13 protein-coding genes and 1 tRNA gene are annotated in these 15,182 nt (G+C 69.3%); 9 read left to right on the forward strand and 5 right to left on the reverse strand.

Annotated features, from left to right (window positions below; genetic code table 11):
* Positions 1 to 62: 62 nt before the first annotated feature.
* On the forward strand, positions 63 to 1,634 hold the full coding sequence (locus tag LPA45_RS09185; RefSeq protein WP_317920199.1) for a class I adenylate-forming enzyme family protein: 1,572 nt from the start codon (positions 63 to 65) through the stop codon (positions 1,632 to 1,634).
* A 107-nt stretch (positions 1,635 to 1,741) separates the two neighbouring features.
* Positions 1,742 to 1,818 (forward strand) — tRNA-Val (locus LPA45_RS09190).
* A gap of 83 nt (positions 1,819 to 1,901) precedes the next feature.
* Here the strand turns inward: LPA45_RS09190 and LPA45_RS09195 are convergent.
* The 3 genes from LPA45_RS09195 to LPA45_RS09205 are packed head-to-tail and all read right to left on the reverse strand — an operon-like array spanning position 1,902 to position 5,079.
* The gene (locus LPA45_RS09195; RefSeq protein ID WP_317920201.1) at positions 1,902 to 3,041 is read right to left on the reverse strand and encodes a CaiB/BaiF CoA-transferase family protein; all 1,140 of its coding nucleotides are present in this window, start codon (positions 3,039 to 3,041) and stop codon (positions 1,902 to 1,904) included.
* Between the two features lie 15 nt (positions 3,042 to 3,056).
* Positions 3,057 to 4,070 (reverse strand): NADPH:quinone oxidoreductase family protein, encoded by a 1,014-nt coding sequence (locus LPA45_RS09200; RefSeq protein ID WP_317920203.1) that lies wholly within the window; start codon positions 4,068 to 4,070, stop codon positions 3,057 to 3,059.
* Positions 4,071 to 4,080: 10 nt separating this feature from the next.
* Positions 4,081 to 5,079, reverse strand: coding sequence for a tripartite tricarboxylate transporter substrate binding protein (locus tag LPA45_RS09205; RefSeq protein WP_317920204.1), 999 nt, complete (start codon positions 5,077 to 5,079; stop codon positions 4,081 to 4,083).
* A 251-nt stretch (positions 5,080 to 5,330) separates the two neighbouring features.
* Between LPA45_RS09205 and LPA45_RS09210 the strand changes: the two genes are divergently transcribed.
* From LPA45_RS09210 to LPA45_RS09240, 7 genes are all read left to right on the forward strand, one after another.
* Positions 5,331 to 5,831, forward strand: coding sequence for a MarR family winged helix-turn-helix transcriptional regulator (locus tag LPA45_RS09210; protein ID WP_116320615.1), 501 nt, complete (start codon positions 5,331 to 5,333; stop codon positions 5,829 to 5,831).
* Between the two features lie 84 nt (positions 5,832 to 5,915).
* Positions 5,916 to 7,499, forward strand: coding sequence for an ABC transporter substrate-binding protein (locus LPA45_RS09215; protein WP_317920206.1), 1,584 nt, complete (start codon positions 5,916 to 5,918; stop codon positions 7,497 to 7,499).
* A gap of 103 nt (positions 7,500 to 7,602) precedes the next feature.
* Positions 7,603 to 8,544 carry an ABC transporter permease gene (locus LPA45_RS09220; RefSeq protein WP_116320613.1) on the forward strand — a complete coding sequence of 314 codons (942 nt, stop codon included), beginning with the start codon at positions 7,603 to 7,605 and terminating at the stop codon, positions 8,542 to 8,544.
* Positions 8,545 to 8,555: 11 nt separating this feature from the next.
* Positions 8,556 to 9,485, forward strand: coding sequence for an ABC transporter permease (locus tag LPA45_RS09225; protein ID WP_116320612.1), 930 nt, complete (start codon positions 8,556 to 8,558; stop codon positions 9,483 to 9,485).
* Positions 9,482 to 11,134, forward strand: coding sequence for an ABC transporter ATP-binding protein (locus tag LPA45_RS09230; protein ID WP_367394500.1), 1,653 nt, complete (start codon positions 9,482 to 9,484; stop codon positions 11,132 to 11,134). Before LPA45_RS09225 ends, LPA45_RS09230 begins: the two co-directional genes overlap by 4 nt.
* Before the next feature lie 52 nt (positions 11,135 to 11,186).
* A complete protein-coding gene (locus LPA45_RS09235; protein ID WP_317920208.1) occupies positions 11,187 to 12,596 on the forward strand; it encodes an amidase in 1,410 nt (469 codons plus the stop codon).
* A 79-nt stretch (positions 12,597 to 12,675) separates the two neighbouring features.
* Positions 12,676 to 13,575, forward strand: coding sequence for a LysR family transcriptional regulator (locus tag LPA45_RS09240; protein ID WP_116320610.1), 900 nt, complete (start codon positions 12,676 to 12,678; stop codon positions 13,573 to 13,575).
* 9 nt (positions 13,576 to 13,584) lie between these two features.
* On the opposite strand, the gene LPA45_RS09245 is transcribed toward LPA45_RS09240, so the two are convergent.
* Both LPA45_RS09245 and LPA45_RS09250 read right to left on the reverse strand, forming a co-directional pair.
* Entirely contained in the window at positions 13,585 to 14,547 is a 963-nt protein-coding gene (locus tag LPA45_RS09245) for a phosphatidate cytidylyltransferase (RefSeq protein WP_116320749.1), read from the reverse strand.
* A gap of 5 nt (positions 14,548 to 14,552) precedes the next feature.
* Positions 14,553 to 15,179, reverse strand: coding sequence for a 1-acyl-sn-glycerol-3-phosphate acyltransferase (locus LPA45_RS09250; protein ID WP_116320609.1), 627 nt, complete (start codon positions 15,177 to 15,179; stop codon positions 14,553 to 14,555).
* Positions 15,180 to 15,182 lie beyond the last annotated feature (3 nt).

A 15,182-nucleotide genomic window follows, 5' to 3' on the forward strand; every position in this document is an offset into this window, starting at 1 on the left:
GCTGTTCAACGGGCGCCGCCATGCTGGCGCCCGCTCCGTTTTTGCGACATGAACTTGCCGACATGACCCAGACGACCACCCAGCCCATCCAGCCCGCCCCGCTCACCCGCCCTTTCACCACCATGTCCGTGCTCGTGCGCGAGCACGCCACCGAACGCCCCACGCAGCCCGCGCTGATGCATGACGGGCGCGTGCTCGACTATGCCGGGCTGGACGCCGCCATGGACCGCATCGCCGCAGCGCTGGCGCGCGACAGCGTGCGCCCGGGCGAGGCCATCGCGATCTGCGCGAACTCGTCGATCGAATATGCCGCGGTCTATCTGGGCGCGGTGCGCGCCGGGGTGGTGGTGGCGCCGCTGGCACCGTCGTCGACGCCTGAAAGCCTGGCCGGCATGGCCGCCGACGCGGGTGCGCGCATCCTCTTCACCGATGCCGCGGTCGCGGCCGCCTTGCAGCCGGTACGCGCGCAAGTGGCGGGCACGCCCATCGTCACGCTCGATGGCAGCGACGCTGGCCAGCCGTATGCGGACTGGCTCGCCCCGGCCGGCACGCCGGTGCAGGAGCCCGGGATCCGCCCGGAAATGCCGCTGAACATCATCTATTCGTCCGGCACCACCGGCAAGCCCAAGGGCATCGTGCAGTCGCACGGCATGCGCTGGGCGCACGTGTCGCGCGGCGCGGCCACCGGCTACGGCACGGACGCGGTCACGCTGCTGTCGACGCCGCTGTACTCCAACACCACGCTGGCCAGCTTTTTCCCGACCATCGGCCTGGGCGGCACGGCGATCCTGATGGCCAAGTTCGATGCGGGCAAGTACCTGACGCTGGCGCAGCAGCACCGCGTCACGCACACCATGCTGGTGCCGGTGCAATACCAGCGCCTGCTGGCGCATCCGGACTTCGATAGCCATGACCTGTCGTCCTTCCGGCAGAAGTTCTGCACCAGCGCACCGTTCAGCCCGGCGCTGAAGGCCGAGGTGCTGCGCCGTTGGCCGGGAGGGCTCACCGAGCTGTACGGCATGACCGAAGGCGGCGGCAGCTGCCTTTTGCACGCGCACCAGTTCCCCGACAAGCTGCATACCGTGGGCCGCCCCGCACCGAACGCCGACATCCGCATCATCGACGACGAAGGCCGCGAACTGCCGCCCGGCAGCACCGGCGAAGTGGTCGGCCGTTCGCCGGCCATGATGAACGGCTATCACAACCAGCCGGAGAAGACCGCCGAGACTGAATGGCACGACGCGCAGGGCAATCGCTTTATCCGCACCGGCGACATCGGCCGCTTCGATGAAGACGGCTTCCTGCTGCTGCTCGACCGCAAGAAGGACATGATCATCTCGGGCGGCTTCAACATCTATCCGAGCGATATCGAGGCGGTGGTGCGCGAGCATCCGGCAGTCGCCGAAGTATCGGTGGTGGGCGTGCCGTCGGAGCGCTGGGGCGAAACGCCGGTGGGCTTCGTCGCGCTGCGCGCGGGCAGCGGCGCCACGGCGCAGGACGTGCTGGCCTGGGCCAATGAGCGCCTGGGCAAGACCCAGCGGCTGGCGGACTTGCACGTGGTCGACAGCCTGCCGCGCAGTGCCATCGGCAAGGTGCTAAAGCGCGAGTTGCGCGACCGGCTCGCGCAGGCGTGAAGCATCGATGCAAGAGACGCTGACGCGCTGCGCGCAGCACAATCGCAGAAAGTTTGCGAAGGTGCTTGCGCAATCGCGAAGGCGTACCTATAATCTGCGGCTTCGCTAGGCTCGTAGCTCAGCTGGTTAGAGCACCACCTTGACATGGTGGGGGTCGTTGGTTCGAGTCCAATCGAGCCTACCAACGCACAAAGGAAACGGACGGTACGCACTCGCGCACCGTCCGTTTTTCTTTTGCCGCGCGGAAATTTTCCCCGCGCGGAAATGTCAGGCGCTGATGCCGAACTCCGCCAGCACCGCCTCGGTGTGCTGGCCCAGCGTGGGCGCATCGCCCTCGGGCCGCGCCATGCCTGCCATGCCCGGCAGGTTGGCCCAGGGCACCTCGCCAATCCCATCCAGCGTCAATCGGCCGAATACGCCCGCCTGCCCGCATTGCGCGCTGCGCAGGAAATCACTTGCGTGACTGACGCGGCCGAACAGCACGTCGTGCTCGGTCAGCAGCGCTTCCCAGTGCGCGAGCGGCTGCGCGGCCACCGCCTGCGCCACGCGCCGGTTCAGTTCCGCCGCGCGCGGCAGCCGGCCGGCACTGGTGCGCAGCGCGGCATCGCCGAGCCAGTCGTCAAAGCCCATCACGCGCGCCAGCCGCACGAACATCGCGTCGTTGAGCATGCTGATGTAGAGCATGCCGTCCGCTGCCGCGAACAACCCGGTCGGTGCGTTGGCCGCGGCCATTTCCGCGTCGGGGAACATGGCATCGTCCACCAGCAGGTACGATTGCAGCGCCGCGCTGGTCTCCAGCAGCGACAGCCTCACATGGCGCCCGCTGCCATGGCGTGCGGCCTTGAACAACGCCGCGCACGCATGCTGGGCGGCATAGAGTCCGGTGTTGAGGTCGACCAGGAAGAACGGGATACGCCGCGGCTGGCCGGCGCTGTCGCGATTCAGGTGCATCAGCCCGCTGACCGCCTGCACGGTGGTATCGACCGCCGGCAGCGCCGCCATCGGGCCAGCGTGGCCGTAGCCGGTGATCGACACATAGACCAGCGCCGGGTTGCGCGCGGCCAGCGCGTCATAGCCCACGCCCATGCGCTCGGCAACACCGGGGCGGAAGTTCTGGATCACCACGTCGGCACGCTCGGCCAGTTGGGCGATGGCGGCGCGGCCGCTGTCGGTGCGCGCATCCAGCAGGACGCTTTCCTTGCCGGCATTGCACGCCACCGCGATCGCGGTCTGGCCGGCGCGGATGCGGCCCATGTTGCGCGACCAGTCGCCGCCGGGCGGCTCCACCTTGATCACGCGCGCGCCCTGCTGGCGCAACACCAGCCCACAGTACGGGCCGGCGATGCCCTGGCTCAGGTCCAGCACCGTCAGGCCGTCGAGCAGCGCAGCGTCTTGTTCGGGTTGCATGTCGTCCTCCGCGTTTCAGATATCCAGCATGACCTTGCCGATGGCCCGGCGCGACATCGTGGTGTCGACCGCCGCCAGCCAGTCGCGCAGCGGGAAGTGCTGCAGCACCGGCGGCGGCAGCTTGCCACTTGCCACCGCCTGCATGATCTGTTCGACCACCTGCTGCACGCGCGGCGCGAAGCGCTGCCGTTCATCGCTCAGTCCCCAGCCGATGTAGTAGCCGTAGTTGAAGCCGATCACTGACAGGTTCTTGACCAGCAGCAGGTTGGCCGGCACTTCCGGGATGCGCCCGCTGGCATAGCCGATCGACAGCAGCCGCGCGCCCGGTGCCGCGCAGCGCAGCGAGGCGTCGAACAGGTCGCCGCCGACCGGATCGAACACCACGTCGACCCCACCCGCCGGGCACAGCGCCTTCACCGATGCCGCCAGCGTGGCAGCATCGGCAGGCAGCGCGTGCGCGGCGCCGTTGCCGAGTGCCGCCTCGCGCTTGGCGTCGGTGCTGGCAGTAGCGATCACGCGCGCGCCCATCAGCTTGCCCACCTGCACGGCCGCCGTGCCAAGCGCGCCGCTGGCACCGTGCACCAGCATGGTCTCGCCGGGCTGCAGCGCGGCGCGCCACGCCAGCGCGGCCCACACCGTGCCATAGGTGACCGGCAGCGCCGCGGCGTGCGCCAGTGACAGCCCGTCCGGCACCGGATAGACCGTGTCGGCGGTCGTCACCACTTCTTCGGCAAAGCCGCCCCAGTCCAGCGCCGCCGCCACGCGCTGGCCGACATGCAGCCGCGTCACGTCCGGCGCGACTTCCAGGATCTCGCCCGCTGCCTCGGTGCCGGGCGTAAACGGCAGCGGCGGCTTGCGCTGGTACTTGCCCGATACGAACAGGCTCAGCGCAAAGCCGACGCCCGCATTCCGCACGCGGATGCGCACCTGCCCCGGCCTGAGCGGCTGGCGCGGAATGCGTTGCAGCGCAAGCTCGCTCCAGTGGCACCAGCGCGAGCAGACCAGCCCCAGGTAATCGTTGTCTTGCATCGCCTATCCTTTACTCCAGCGTGATACCGACATCGCGGATGATGCGGCTCCATTTGTCGCGGTCGCTCTTCAGCACCGCGGCGAAGGCCTCCGGCGTGCCGCCGACCGGCACCAGGTTCAGGTCCTGCATCTTCTTCGCGATCTCCGGCATGCGCACGATGCGCGCGACTTCGCGCGACAGTGCCTCGACCCGCGCCTTCGGCACGCCTGCCGGGAACAGCAGGCCCATCCACGCATCCGGCTCGAAGCCCTTGTAGCCCGCCTCACGGAAGGTCGGCACCCTGGGCAGCAGCGCCGAGCGCTCCGCGCCCGCCATGGCCACTGGAATCAGCTTGCCGCCCTGCAGCAGCGCCATCGCCGTGCCCACCGGAACAAAGCCGATCTTCACATGCCCGGCGGCCAGGTCCGTGACCAGCGGCACGCCGCCCTTGTAGGCCACGTGATCCATCTGCAGCCCTGCCTCGCGCTTGAACAGTTCGCCCAGGATATGGCCGGTGGTGCCGGCACCGTAGGAGCCGTACGGGTACTTGTTGGGATTGGCCTTGACCAGCGCCACCAGTTCCGGCAGCGTGCGCGCCGGGAAGTCCGGCGACACGGCCAGGATCGTCGACGAGATCGCCACCTCGCTGACCGGCGCGAAATCGGCGATCGGGTCGTAGCCGATGCGCGGGTACAGCGATGGGTTCTGCACGTGCGCGGTAAAGGTCAGCAGCGCGGTGTAGCCGTCCTTCGCGGCGCGCGCAACGTGCTTGGTGCCGGTGGTGGTGCCAGCGCCCGGCTTGTTGTCGACGATGACCGGCTGGCCCCACGTCCTGGTCAGTTCCTGACCGATCAGCCGGGCGACCGCGTCGTTGACATTGCCGGCCACCGACGGCACCACGATGGTCAGCGGCCGCGACGGAAACGGTTCGGCGTCGGTGGCGGCATCGGCGGCGTGCGCAATGTTGGCGAACGCGGCCAGCACGATGGCGGGCATGGCGGCAAGCAGCCGCGAGCGGATGGTCGGCATGGTTGGTGTCTCCTGTTGGCTCCCTTCTGTGATGCCCGCCAGCGCCGGCGATGCGAGGGATGCCAGCGCAGTCTATGGCACCGGCCGCGCCCCGCCGATTCCCGCGCGGCGCGAGGCGAGTCCTGGCAGGCATCGCGCGGCGCGTCATCAGCCCCCTTGCCTTCGCAGGCAGGGTAATCCCCCATGTCGAGGTGCCGCCTCGCTGGCTACCATTTGTTGAAACTTTCAACTATCGAATTTTTCATCGAATCATGCGCAGCCCGCTACGGCTCAAGACCGACTACATCAATATCCTGCTCGACCAGGCCGCGGAGCGCACGCGCGAGCGTGGCTCGCGCGTCTACGAGGCGAGGTTCGGCATCTCGCTGCGCGACATTCGCCTGCTGCGCATGATCGGCATCACCCCCGGTATCACCATGGGCCAGTTGGTGCAGCAGTCTGCCATCGAGAAGACGCTGGCATCCAAGCTGGTCGGCGCGCTGGTGAAGCAGTCGCTGGTCCAGCGCGAGATCTGCGCCGAAGACGCGCGGCAGGTGCGCCTGTCGCTGACCGACGAAGGCGCCGACCTGGTGCGGCGCGCGGAGCCGCTCGGCATCGAGCTGGAATCGCGCTTCCTGTACTGCCTGACGCCGGAGGAGATCGACACCCTGCGCGCCACGCTGCTCAAGCTGATCGACGCCGAATCCGCCTCGCGCGACGCCTTCGAAGCGTCGATGGCCAGGTTGCAGAAGCAAGCCGCCAGGTCGGAGTGAACCGGCCGCCTTCCCGTTCGCCTTCCCGTTCGCCTTCCCGTTCGCCTTCCCGTTCGTCTTCCCTTCCCCCCACAGGTGATGATCATGATGTCTGCCACCCTGCTTCGCCATGCCGGCACCGCCGCGCTGTGCGCGCTGGCCTGGATTTCCGCCGGCAGTGCCAGCGCCGAAACGGTGCTGCGCACCGTGCCGTCTTCGGACCTGAAGATCCTGGACCCGGTCTGGACCACCGCGAACATCACGCGCAACCACGGCCTCATGATCTACGACACCTTGTTCGGCATGGACGAGAAAGGCGCGATCCGGCCGCAGATGGTCGACAAGTACAGCGCCAGCGCCGACAACAAGACCTGGACCTTCACGCTGCGCCCCGGCCTGAAGTTCCATGACGGCGCGCCTGTGACCGCGCAGGACGTGATCGCGTCGCTGACGCGCTGGGGCAAGCGCGACGTGCTCGGCCAGCGCATGTTCGAGGCCATGGCGAGCCTCACCGCCGAGGGGCCGTCGACCGTGCGCATGACCTTCCGCCAGCCCTTCGGCGCGGTGCTCGACGCACTCGGCAAGCCCAGCCCGCTGGCGCCCTTCATCATGCCCAGGCGCGTGGCCGACACGCCCGCCGACAAGCAGATCGACGATCTGACCGGCTCCGGCCCCTTCACGCTGAAGAAGGAGGACTACCGCCCCGGCGACCGCGTGGTCTACCGCCGCAATCCCGCCTACGTGCCGCGCAAGGAACCGGCGTCGGGCCTGGCCGGCGGCAAGGTCGTGCATGTCGACCGCGTCGAATGGGTGTTCCTGCGCGATCCGCAAACCCAGGTCAACGCGCTGCTCAATGGCGAAGTCGATATCGTCGAGACCGTGCCGGCATCGCATTACCCGCAGCTGCGCACCGACAACCGCGTGCAGATGGTCGACATCATGCCGGCCGGCCCCTTCACCGTGATCTACAACCACAAGGTGCCGCCGTTCAACGACGCCCGCGTGCGCAAGGCCGCCATGCTGGCCATCAACCAGGAAGCGATGCTGCGCGCGCAGGCCACCTATCGCGACTTCTACAAGCCGTGCACCTCGGTCTACCTGTGCGGCTCGCCGTATGCCAGCGACCAGACCGGGTTCTTCACCGGCAAGCCGCAGTTCGAGCAGGCGCGCAAGCTGCTGAAGGAGGCCGGCTATGACGGCAAGCCGGTGGTGATCATGCTGCCCGGCGACGCGCCCGCGCTGAGCCGTTTGCCGGTGGTGTACGGCCAGCTGCTCAAGCAGGCCGGCTTCAATGTCGACGTGCAGGCTACGGACTGGAGCACGCTGATCACGCGCCGCACCAGGAAGGACCTGCCCGAGAACGGCGGCTGGAATGCCTTTATCACCTTCTGGGGCGGCGTCGATGCCAGCAGCCCCGTCACCTACAGCCCGCTGACCGGCAATGGCGACCGCGGCTATTTCGGCTGGGCGGAAGATGCAGAACTGGAAGCGCTGAAGACGCGCTTTATCGAGACGGCCGATGCGGCCCAACGCAAGGACCTCGCCGCCAGGATCCAGCTGCGCGCCATCGAGAGCGGCGTGCTGGCGCCGGTCGGCGAAGGCAAGGCGCCTACCGTGGTGCGCCGCGGCGCCGTCAGCGGGCTGCTGCCCGCGCCGGCGGTGCTGTACTGGAACGTGCGCAAGCCATAGCACAGACAGAGGCATCGGTAGCCGACCGATTACCTGCTCCCTTTCCCGCTTGCGGGAGAGGGGAGAAAAAACCCCCGCTCTGCTCCCCCAACGAGGCTAGTCCATGATGAATTTCCTGGTCCGCCGCAGCCTGGCCACCGTGCCGGTGCTGGCGGTGGTGGCGGTCATCGTCTTCCTGCTGCTGCGGCTCACGCCCGGCGATCCGGCCGCGGCCATCGCCGGCGATGCCGCCAGCGCGCAGGACATCGCCCGCATCCGCATGCAACTTGGCCTGGACGAGGCGCTGCCGCGCCAGTTCGTCCACTGGATCGGCCAGGTGCTGCGGGCCGACCTGGGCTACTCCTACTACTACAAGATGTCCGTGACCACGCTGATCGCACAGCGGCTGGAGCCGACCCTGTCGGTGGCGGCGCTGACCATCGCGCTGACCGTGCTGGCGGCGGTGCCGCTGGGCACGCTGGCCGCTTACCGGCGCGGGCACTGGGTCGACCGCATGGTGATGGGCGGCTCGGTGCTGGGATTCTCGCTGCCAGTCTTCGTGGCCGGCTACCTGATGATCTGGCTGTTCTCGCTGCACCTGGGCTGGTTCCCGGCACAAGGCTACAAGCGCCTGGCCGATGGCGTCGGGCCGTGGCTGCACAGCCTGGCGCTGCCCTGCGTCACGCTGTCGGTGATGTCGTGCGCGCTGGTGGCGCGCGTGACCCGCGCCGCGGTCGCCGAGGCCCTGACCGAGGACTTCGTGCAGACCGCGCGCGCCAAGGGCATCCCGGAGTGGCGCATGCTGACGCGCCATGCGCTGGCCAATGCCGCGGTGCCGATCGCGACCGTGATCGGCCTGAGCGTCGCCGGCCTGATCGGCGGGGTGGTGGTGACCGAGACCATCTTCGCCATTCCCGGCGTCGGGCAGCTCACCGTCGATGCGGTGCTGTCGCGCGACTACCCGCTGATCCAGGGCATCACGCTGTTCTTCTCGGTGTCCTACGTGGTTATCAACCTGCTGGTGGACATGAGCTACCTGCTGCTCGATCCCCGTATCCGCTACTGAGAGACGCCCCCATGACTTCACTCACCACCGCCATCGAGACCGCCGCACCCGCGGCTGCCCGCCGGCCCTCGCGGCTGCGCACGGTGCTGGGCAACGGCGCCGTGCGCGCCGGCGGCGCCATCCTGCTGCTGATGCTGTTCCTCGCCGTGGCCGCGCCCTGGCTCTACACCATCGATCCCAACACCATGGACCCGGCCAGCTCGCAGCTCGCACCGGGCACCCGCGCCGAGATCATGACGCTGGCCGGCGATACCTTCGAGCGCCTGTTCCTGTTCGGCACCGACAGCCTGGGCCGCGATATCTGGAGCCGCACGCTGTACGGCGCGCGCGTGTCGCTGGCGGTAGGCGTGTGCGTGGCCCTCGCGTCGGTGGTGCTCGGGCTGGCCGTGGGGCTGGTGTCGGGCTATTTCCGCTGGCTGGACGGCCCGGTCATGCGCGTGATGGACGGCATGATGGCGATCCCTGGCATCCTGTTCGCGATCGTGCTGGTGGCCGCGTGGCGGCCCAGCCTGCTGACGGTGATCGTGGCCATGACGGTGCCCGACACGCCGCGCGTGGCGCGGCTGGTGCGCTCGGTGGTGCTATCGGTGCGCGAAGAGCCCTACGTCGAAGCCGCCATCGCCCTCGACACGCCCGCGTGGAAGCTGATGCTGCGCCATATCCTGCCCAACACCATCGCGCCGCTGCTGGTGCAGGGCACGTTCATCTGCGCCGGCGCGATGCTGGTGGAAGCGGTGATGTCCTTTCTCGGCATCGGCCTGCCCACCGACATCCCCACCTGGGGGAACATCATGGCCGAGGGCCGCGCGCACTTCACCTCGCACCCGCATAGCGTGCTGCTGCCCGGCGCGTTCCTGGCCCTGACCGTGCTGGCCGTCAATATGCTCGGCGACGGCCTGCGCGACACCCTCGACCCCAAGTTCAACAAGCGGAACGGATGATGATGGCAGCCAACCCCACCACGGCGGCGCACGCCTCTGCGCCCGCCCTGCGCGTGCAAGACCTGCGCATCGACCTGCCGCCCGGCGCAGACCGGCCCCACGCCGTACAAGGCGCTTGCTTCGACGTAATGCCCGGTGAAGTGGTCTGCCTGCTGGGCGAATCCGGCTCGGGCAAGTCGGTGATCGCGCGTGCGGTGATGGGTCTGCTGCCCGAAGGCCTGCACGTTTCCGGAGGCAGCATCGCGCTATGCGGCGAAGACCTGCTGGCGGCATCGCCGGCACGCCGGCGCGCCTTGCGCGGCACCGGCGTGGCGATGGTGTTCCAGGAACCGATGACGGCGCTCAACCCCGTGATGCGCTGCGGCGCGCAGGTGGAAGAAGTGCTGGCGCAGCACACCGCGCTCAGCGCGGCGCAGCGGCGCGAGCAGGTGTTCTCGATCTTTGCGCGCGTGCGGCTGCCCGATCCCGAGCGCATCTATGACGCCTATCCCCACCAGCTGTCCGGCGGCCAGCGCCAGCGCATCGTCATCGCCATGGCGCTGATCCTGCGCCCCGCCCTGCTGGTGTGCGACGAGCCCACCACGGCGCTCGACGTCACCACGCAGGCCGAGATCCTGGCGCTGGTGCGCGAGCTGCAGCATGAACACCGCACCGCGGTGCTGTTCATCACGCATGACTTCGGCGTGGTCGCCGACATTGCCGACCGCGTGGTGGTGATGCAGCTGGGCCGCCAGGTCGAATGCGGGCCGCGCGACCAGGTCTTGCGCCGTCCCGAGGCCGACTACACGCGCATGCTGCTCAATGCCGTGCCCGGGCTGGAGCCTGCACGCCGCCCCCCGGACACCGAACGCCCATTGCTGCTGGACGCCAGTGCGATCGGCAAGACGTACACCTCGGGCGCATGGCCTGGCCGCCGGCGCGTGGTGCAGGCGGCCAGCGAGGTGTCGCTGCAGGTGCATGCCGGCGAGACCGTCGGCATCGTCGGCGAATCCGGCTCCGGCAAGTCCACGGTGGCGCGCTGCATCGCGCGGCTGATCGAGCCGTCGGCGGGCGAGATCCGCATCCTGCCGGCGCAGCCGCGCGGGCTGTCGCGGCGCGCGCAGCTGTCGGCATTTCGGCGCGCCGTGCAGGTGGTGTTCCAGGATCCCAACCGTTCGCTCAACCCACGCCGCACCGTCGGCCAGTCGATCGTCGAAGGCGCGATCAACTTCGGCGCCACGCCCGCGCAGGCCTGGGAACGCGCCGAATCGCTGATGAAACTGGTGCGGCTGCGGCCCGACGCATTGCACCGCTATCCCAGCGAGTTTTCCGGCGGCCAGCGCCAGCGGCTGTGCATCGCCCGCGCACTCGCATGCGAGCCACGCGTGCTGATCGCCGACGAAGCGGTGTCGGCGCTCGACGTCTCGGTGCAGGCGCAGATCCTGAAGCTGCTCGCCGATATCCAGCAGCGGCTCGCCATCGGCATCCTCTTCATCACCCATGACCTGCGCGTGGCCAGCCAGATCTGCGACCGGCTGATCGTGATGCACAAGGGCCGCGTGGTCGAGCAGGGCCCCACCCGCGACGTGGTGCTGTCGCCGCGGCAGGACTACACCCGCGCGCTGCTGGCCGCCGCGCCGGGACGCGGCTACCGCTTCGGCGAAGCGTAAACATCGCCACCCAAAGATTCCCAGGCAGTTGCCACCCACAACGGACAACAACATGAACCAACCGCTCTACGCACTCAGCGCCGTCGAACTGACCCGCTATTACCGCCAGCGTGAATTGTCTCCGGTCGAGGTCGTGCAGGCCGTCCTCGACCGCATCGGACAATGGGAGCCCACCATCGGCGCCATGTACCTGGTGCATGCGCAGCAGGCGCTGGACGCCGCCCGCGCCGCCGAAGCGCGCTGGCTGGCTGGCACGCCCTGCGGCGCGCTCGACGGCGTACCGGTGACGCTGAAGGAGAACATCGCCACGCAAGGCACGCCGACGCCGCTGGGCAGCGCCGCCACGGTGCTGGCGCCGGCGCCCGCCGACGCCCCGGCCGCCGCGCGACTGCGCGAAGCCGGCGCGATCGTGGTCGGCAAGACCACCATGCCGGACTTCGGCTTCCTCGGCGCGGCGCCGTCGAGCTTCCATCCGCTGACGCGCAATCCGTGGAATCCGGGCCGCAATACCGGCGGCTCCAGCTCCGGCGCGGGTGCGGCGGCAGCGGCCGGCTACGGCCCGATCCACCTCGGCACCGATATCGGCGGCTCGGTGCGCATCCCCGCCAGCTTCTGCGGCGTTTTCGGCCTCAAGCCCAGCCATGGCCGCGTGCCGGTGTATCCGCCGGCGGCGGCGCGCGTGCTCGGCCCGCTCACCCGCACCGTGGCCGACGCCGCCCTCGCCATGCAGGCGATCGCCCGGCCCGACGCGCGCGACTACATGAGCCTGCCGCCGCACGATCTGCCGTGGGACCGGCTGGCGTGCGATGTACGCGAGCTGCGCATCGGCCTGTGGCTGGAGCCGGCCGGCGGCTGGCAGGTCGATCCCGAAGTGCAGGCCGCGGTGCTGGCAGCCGCGCGCGTGTTCGAGCAGGCCGGCGCCGTGGTCGAGCCGGTGCGCGACTGGACCACCATGGACATGCGCATGGGCATGGCGCACTTCTTCACCATGCGCTGCCGCGTCGACCTCGCCGCGATGCCGCCGGAACGCGCCGGCCTGGCCGCGGGCTACATCCGCAAGGCCGCGGACTTCGCGGGCGCGCTGACGCCGGAGCAGACCTTCCAGGCCTTCACGCGCATGCAGCAGCTGCGCGAGGCCACCGTGGCCGCGACCCAGCCCTATGACTTCGTGATTTCGCCGGTGTCGCCGGTGTTGCCGTTTGCCGCCGACGCCATCAACAGCGGTGGCGACCTGCCGCTGAAGGACTCGCACTTCACCGCGGTGTTCAATCATTCCGAGCAGCCGGCGGCTTCGATCCCGTGTGGCTTTGCCGGCGACGGCATGCCGATCGGCCTGCAGATCGCCGGCAGGCGCTTCGACGACCTGGGCGTGCTGCAGCTGGCGCACTGGTTCGAACAGGCCGTCAGGCTGCGGCCGCAATGGCCGCAACCGCAGCCGCAACCGCAGCCGGCGGCAGGCTGACGCCCGCGCGGCGGCCCGTGGCCGTACCGGCGCTACAATGGCCCGCTCCGCCCCTGCGCGCCCCTGCCCGGTACGTCCCATGCGATTCGAGGATCTTGAAGCCTTCCTGGTAGTCAGCGAACACGGCAACCTGCATCGCGCCGCCGACACGCTCGGCATGACCCAGTCCGGCCTGTCCAAAACGCTGGCGCGGCTGGAGGGCGAGGCCGGCATGCCGCTGTTCGAGCGCACGCCACGCGGGCTGGTGCCGACCAGCGTCGGCAAGACGCTGCTGGCGCATGCGCGCAAGATCTCGCTGGCGGCAACCGACCTGCGCAATGAGCTGGCGGAGCAGCGGCTGGCGCGCGCCGGCACCGTGCGGCTCGGCGCCATCCCCTACCTGGTGCCGTCGCTGCTGTCGCCGCTGCTGGCCCAGTTCTTCGTCAGCCGCCCGCTGGCGGTGTTCTCGATCGAGACGCACCTGAGCGCGCGCCTGATGGCTGTGCTGCAGAACGGCGACGCCGACCTGATCCTGGCGGCGCGCCCGGCCAGCGTGCCGGAGGATATCGACTGGCTGCCGCTGGGGCCGCTGACCATGCAGATCGTCTGCCGCAGCGCGCATCCGCGCCGCGACGGCTTCCGTACGCTGGCCGACCTGACCGAAGAGCGCTGGGCGGTGCCGGCCAGCTCGCTGTACCTGCGCCAATGGCTGGAAGAACGGTTCACCTCGGTGGGCCTGCCGCCGCCGCGCGTGGCGGTGGAAAGCACGGCCTCGCCGGTGGCGTTCGGCGAGTTGCTGCGGCACTCGGACCTGCTCGGCATCATGCCGCCGCGCATCCTGAAGCAGGCGGAGGGACAGGGGTTGCAGGCGATCGCCGGGCCGGGCATGTCGTGGCAGCACGAACTGGCGGTGCTGTGGCGCGCCGGCGGCTACCTGTCGCCGATCTGCCAGGACTTCCGCGACGCCGTGGTCAAGTGGTGCGAGGAGATGGAAATCTGAGGGAGCGGCTCAGGGCACCCACCAGTAACGGGTGAGATGGAAGAACACCGGCGCGGCGAACACCACCGAGTCGAGCCGGTCCAGCATGCCGCCGTGGCCCTGGATCATGTGGCCCCAGTCCTTGATGCCGCGGTCGCGCTTGATCGCCGACATCACCAGCCCTCCCAGGAAGCCCATCAGCGCGATTACCAGCGCGATCAGGCCGGCCTGCCACGGCGTGAACGGCGTGATCCACCACAGCGCCGCGCCCAGCGCAGTGGCGCTGGCGACCCCGCCGACAAACCCCTCCACCGTCTTCGACGGCGACAGCAGCGGCGCGATCTTGCGCCTGCCGCACAGCTTGCCCCACACGTACTGCAACACGTCGCTGCCCTGCACCACGATCACCAGGAAGGCGATCAGCAGCAGGTTGCGGCCCTCGAAGCCCGGGATCGGCAGCGTCAGCAGCGCCGGTACGTGCGAGATGCAGAACACGCAGATCATCACCGCCCACTGCACCCCGGCGCAGCGTTCCAGGAAGCGCGTGGTCTCGGACGACAGCGCCGCCAGGATCGGCAGGAACAGGAAGGCGTAGACCGGGATCAGGATCGAGAACATGCCGTACCAGCCGGTGTAGACCAGCACGTACTGCAGCGGCAGGAACACGAAGAACGCGGCGGCGATGGCGCGGTGGTCGCCCCGGCGCGTGGTGGTGATGGTGACGAACTCGCGCAGCGCAAGGAACGACAGCAGGAAGAACAGCACGATCACCGCGGTGCGCCCCAGCGCGAAGGCCACGCCCATGATGCCGATCATCCACCACCAGGCATTGACGCGCTGCGCCAGGTTGTCGATCACCGCGTGCTGGCCGCCGCCGGCCACGCGCCAGCGCAGCAGCGCGGTCACGGTGGAGGCGAGCAGCAGCACCGCAAAGAGGCCGCCGAACAGCAGCCAGGTTTCATGGCTCCAGTGCAGGGTGGGCGTGGTCGGCATGGTCATCAGTCCAGTTCGGGGGCAAGCGCGAGCAAGCCGTCGCGGCAGCGGGAAAGGAAGCTCTCCTTGTCTTCGCCGTCGGCCACCAGTACCGGCCGGCCGAAGGTCACGGTGCACAGCAGCGGCACCGGCACGACCTCGCCCTTGGGCATGACGCGGTTGAGGTTGTCGATCCAGACCGGCACGAACTCCACCGCCGGGCAGGCGCGCGCCAGGTGGTAGATGCCGCTCTTGAACGGCAGCAGCCGCGCCTCGGTGGTATTTCGGGTGCCCTCGGGAAACAGGATCAGCGAATCGCCACCCTCCAGCGCGCCGCGCATCAGCGCCACCGGATCGCTGCCGGGATCGCTATGGGTGCGGTCGATCAGCAGCGCGCGGAACACGTCACGGCCGATAAAGCGCCGCAGCGGCGAGCAGTCCCAGTAGTCGGCTCCCGCCACCGGACGCGTGCCGGTGCGCAGGTCGGGCGGCAGGCAGCCCCAGATCAGCACGAAATCGCCATGGCTGCTGTGGTTGGCAAAGTACACACGCTGCACCGCGGCGGGAAAGCAGCCCTGCCAGTTGGCGCGCATGCCGGTCAGCAGGCGCGCGAAAGCGATGATGGCGTGCGCGGTGGCACGGGCGACCCACATGGT

This window comes from Cupriavidus sp. Agwp_2 (assembly GCF_040784895.1).
Taxonomy (GTDB): domain Bacteria; phylum Pseudomonadota; class Gammaproteobacteria; order Burkholderiales; family Burkholderiaceae; genus Cupriavidus.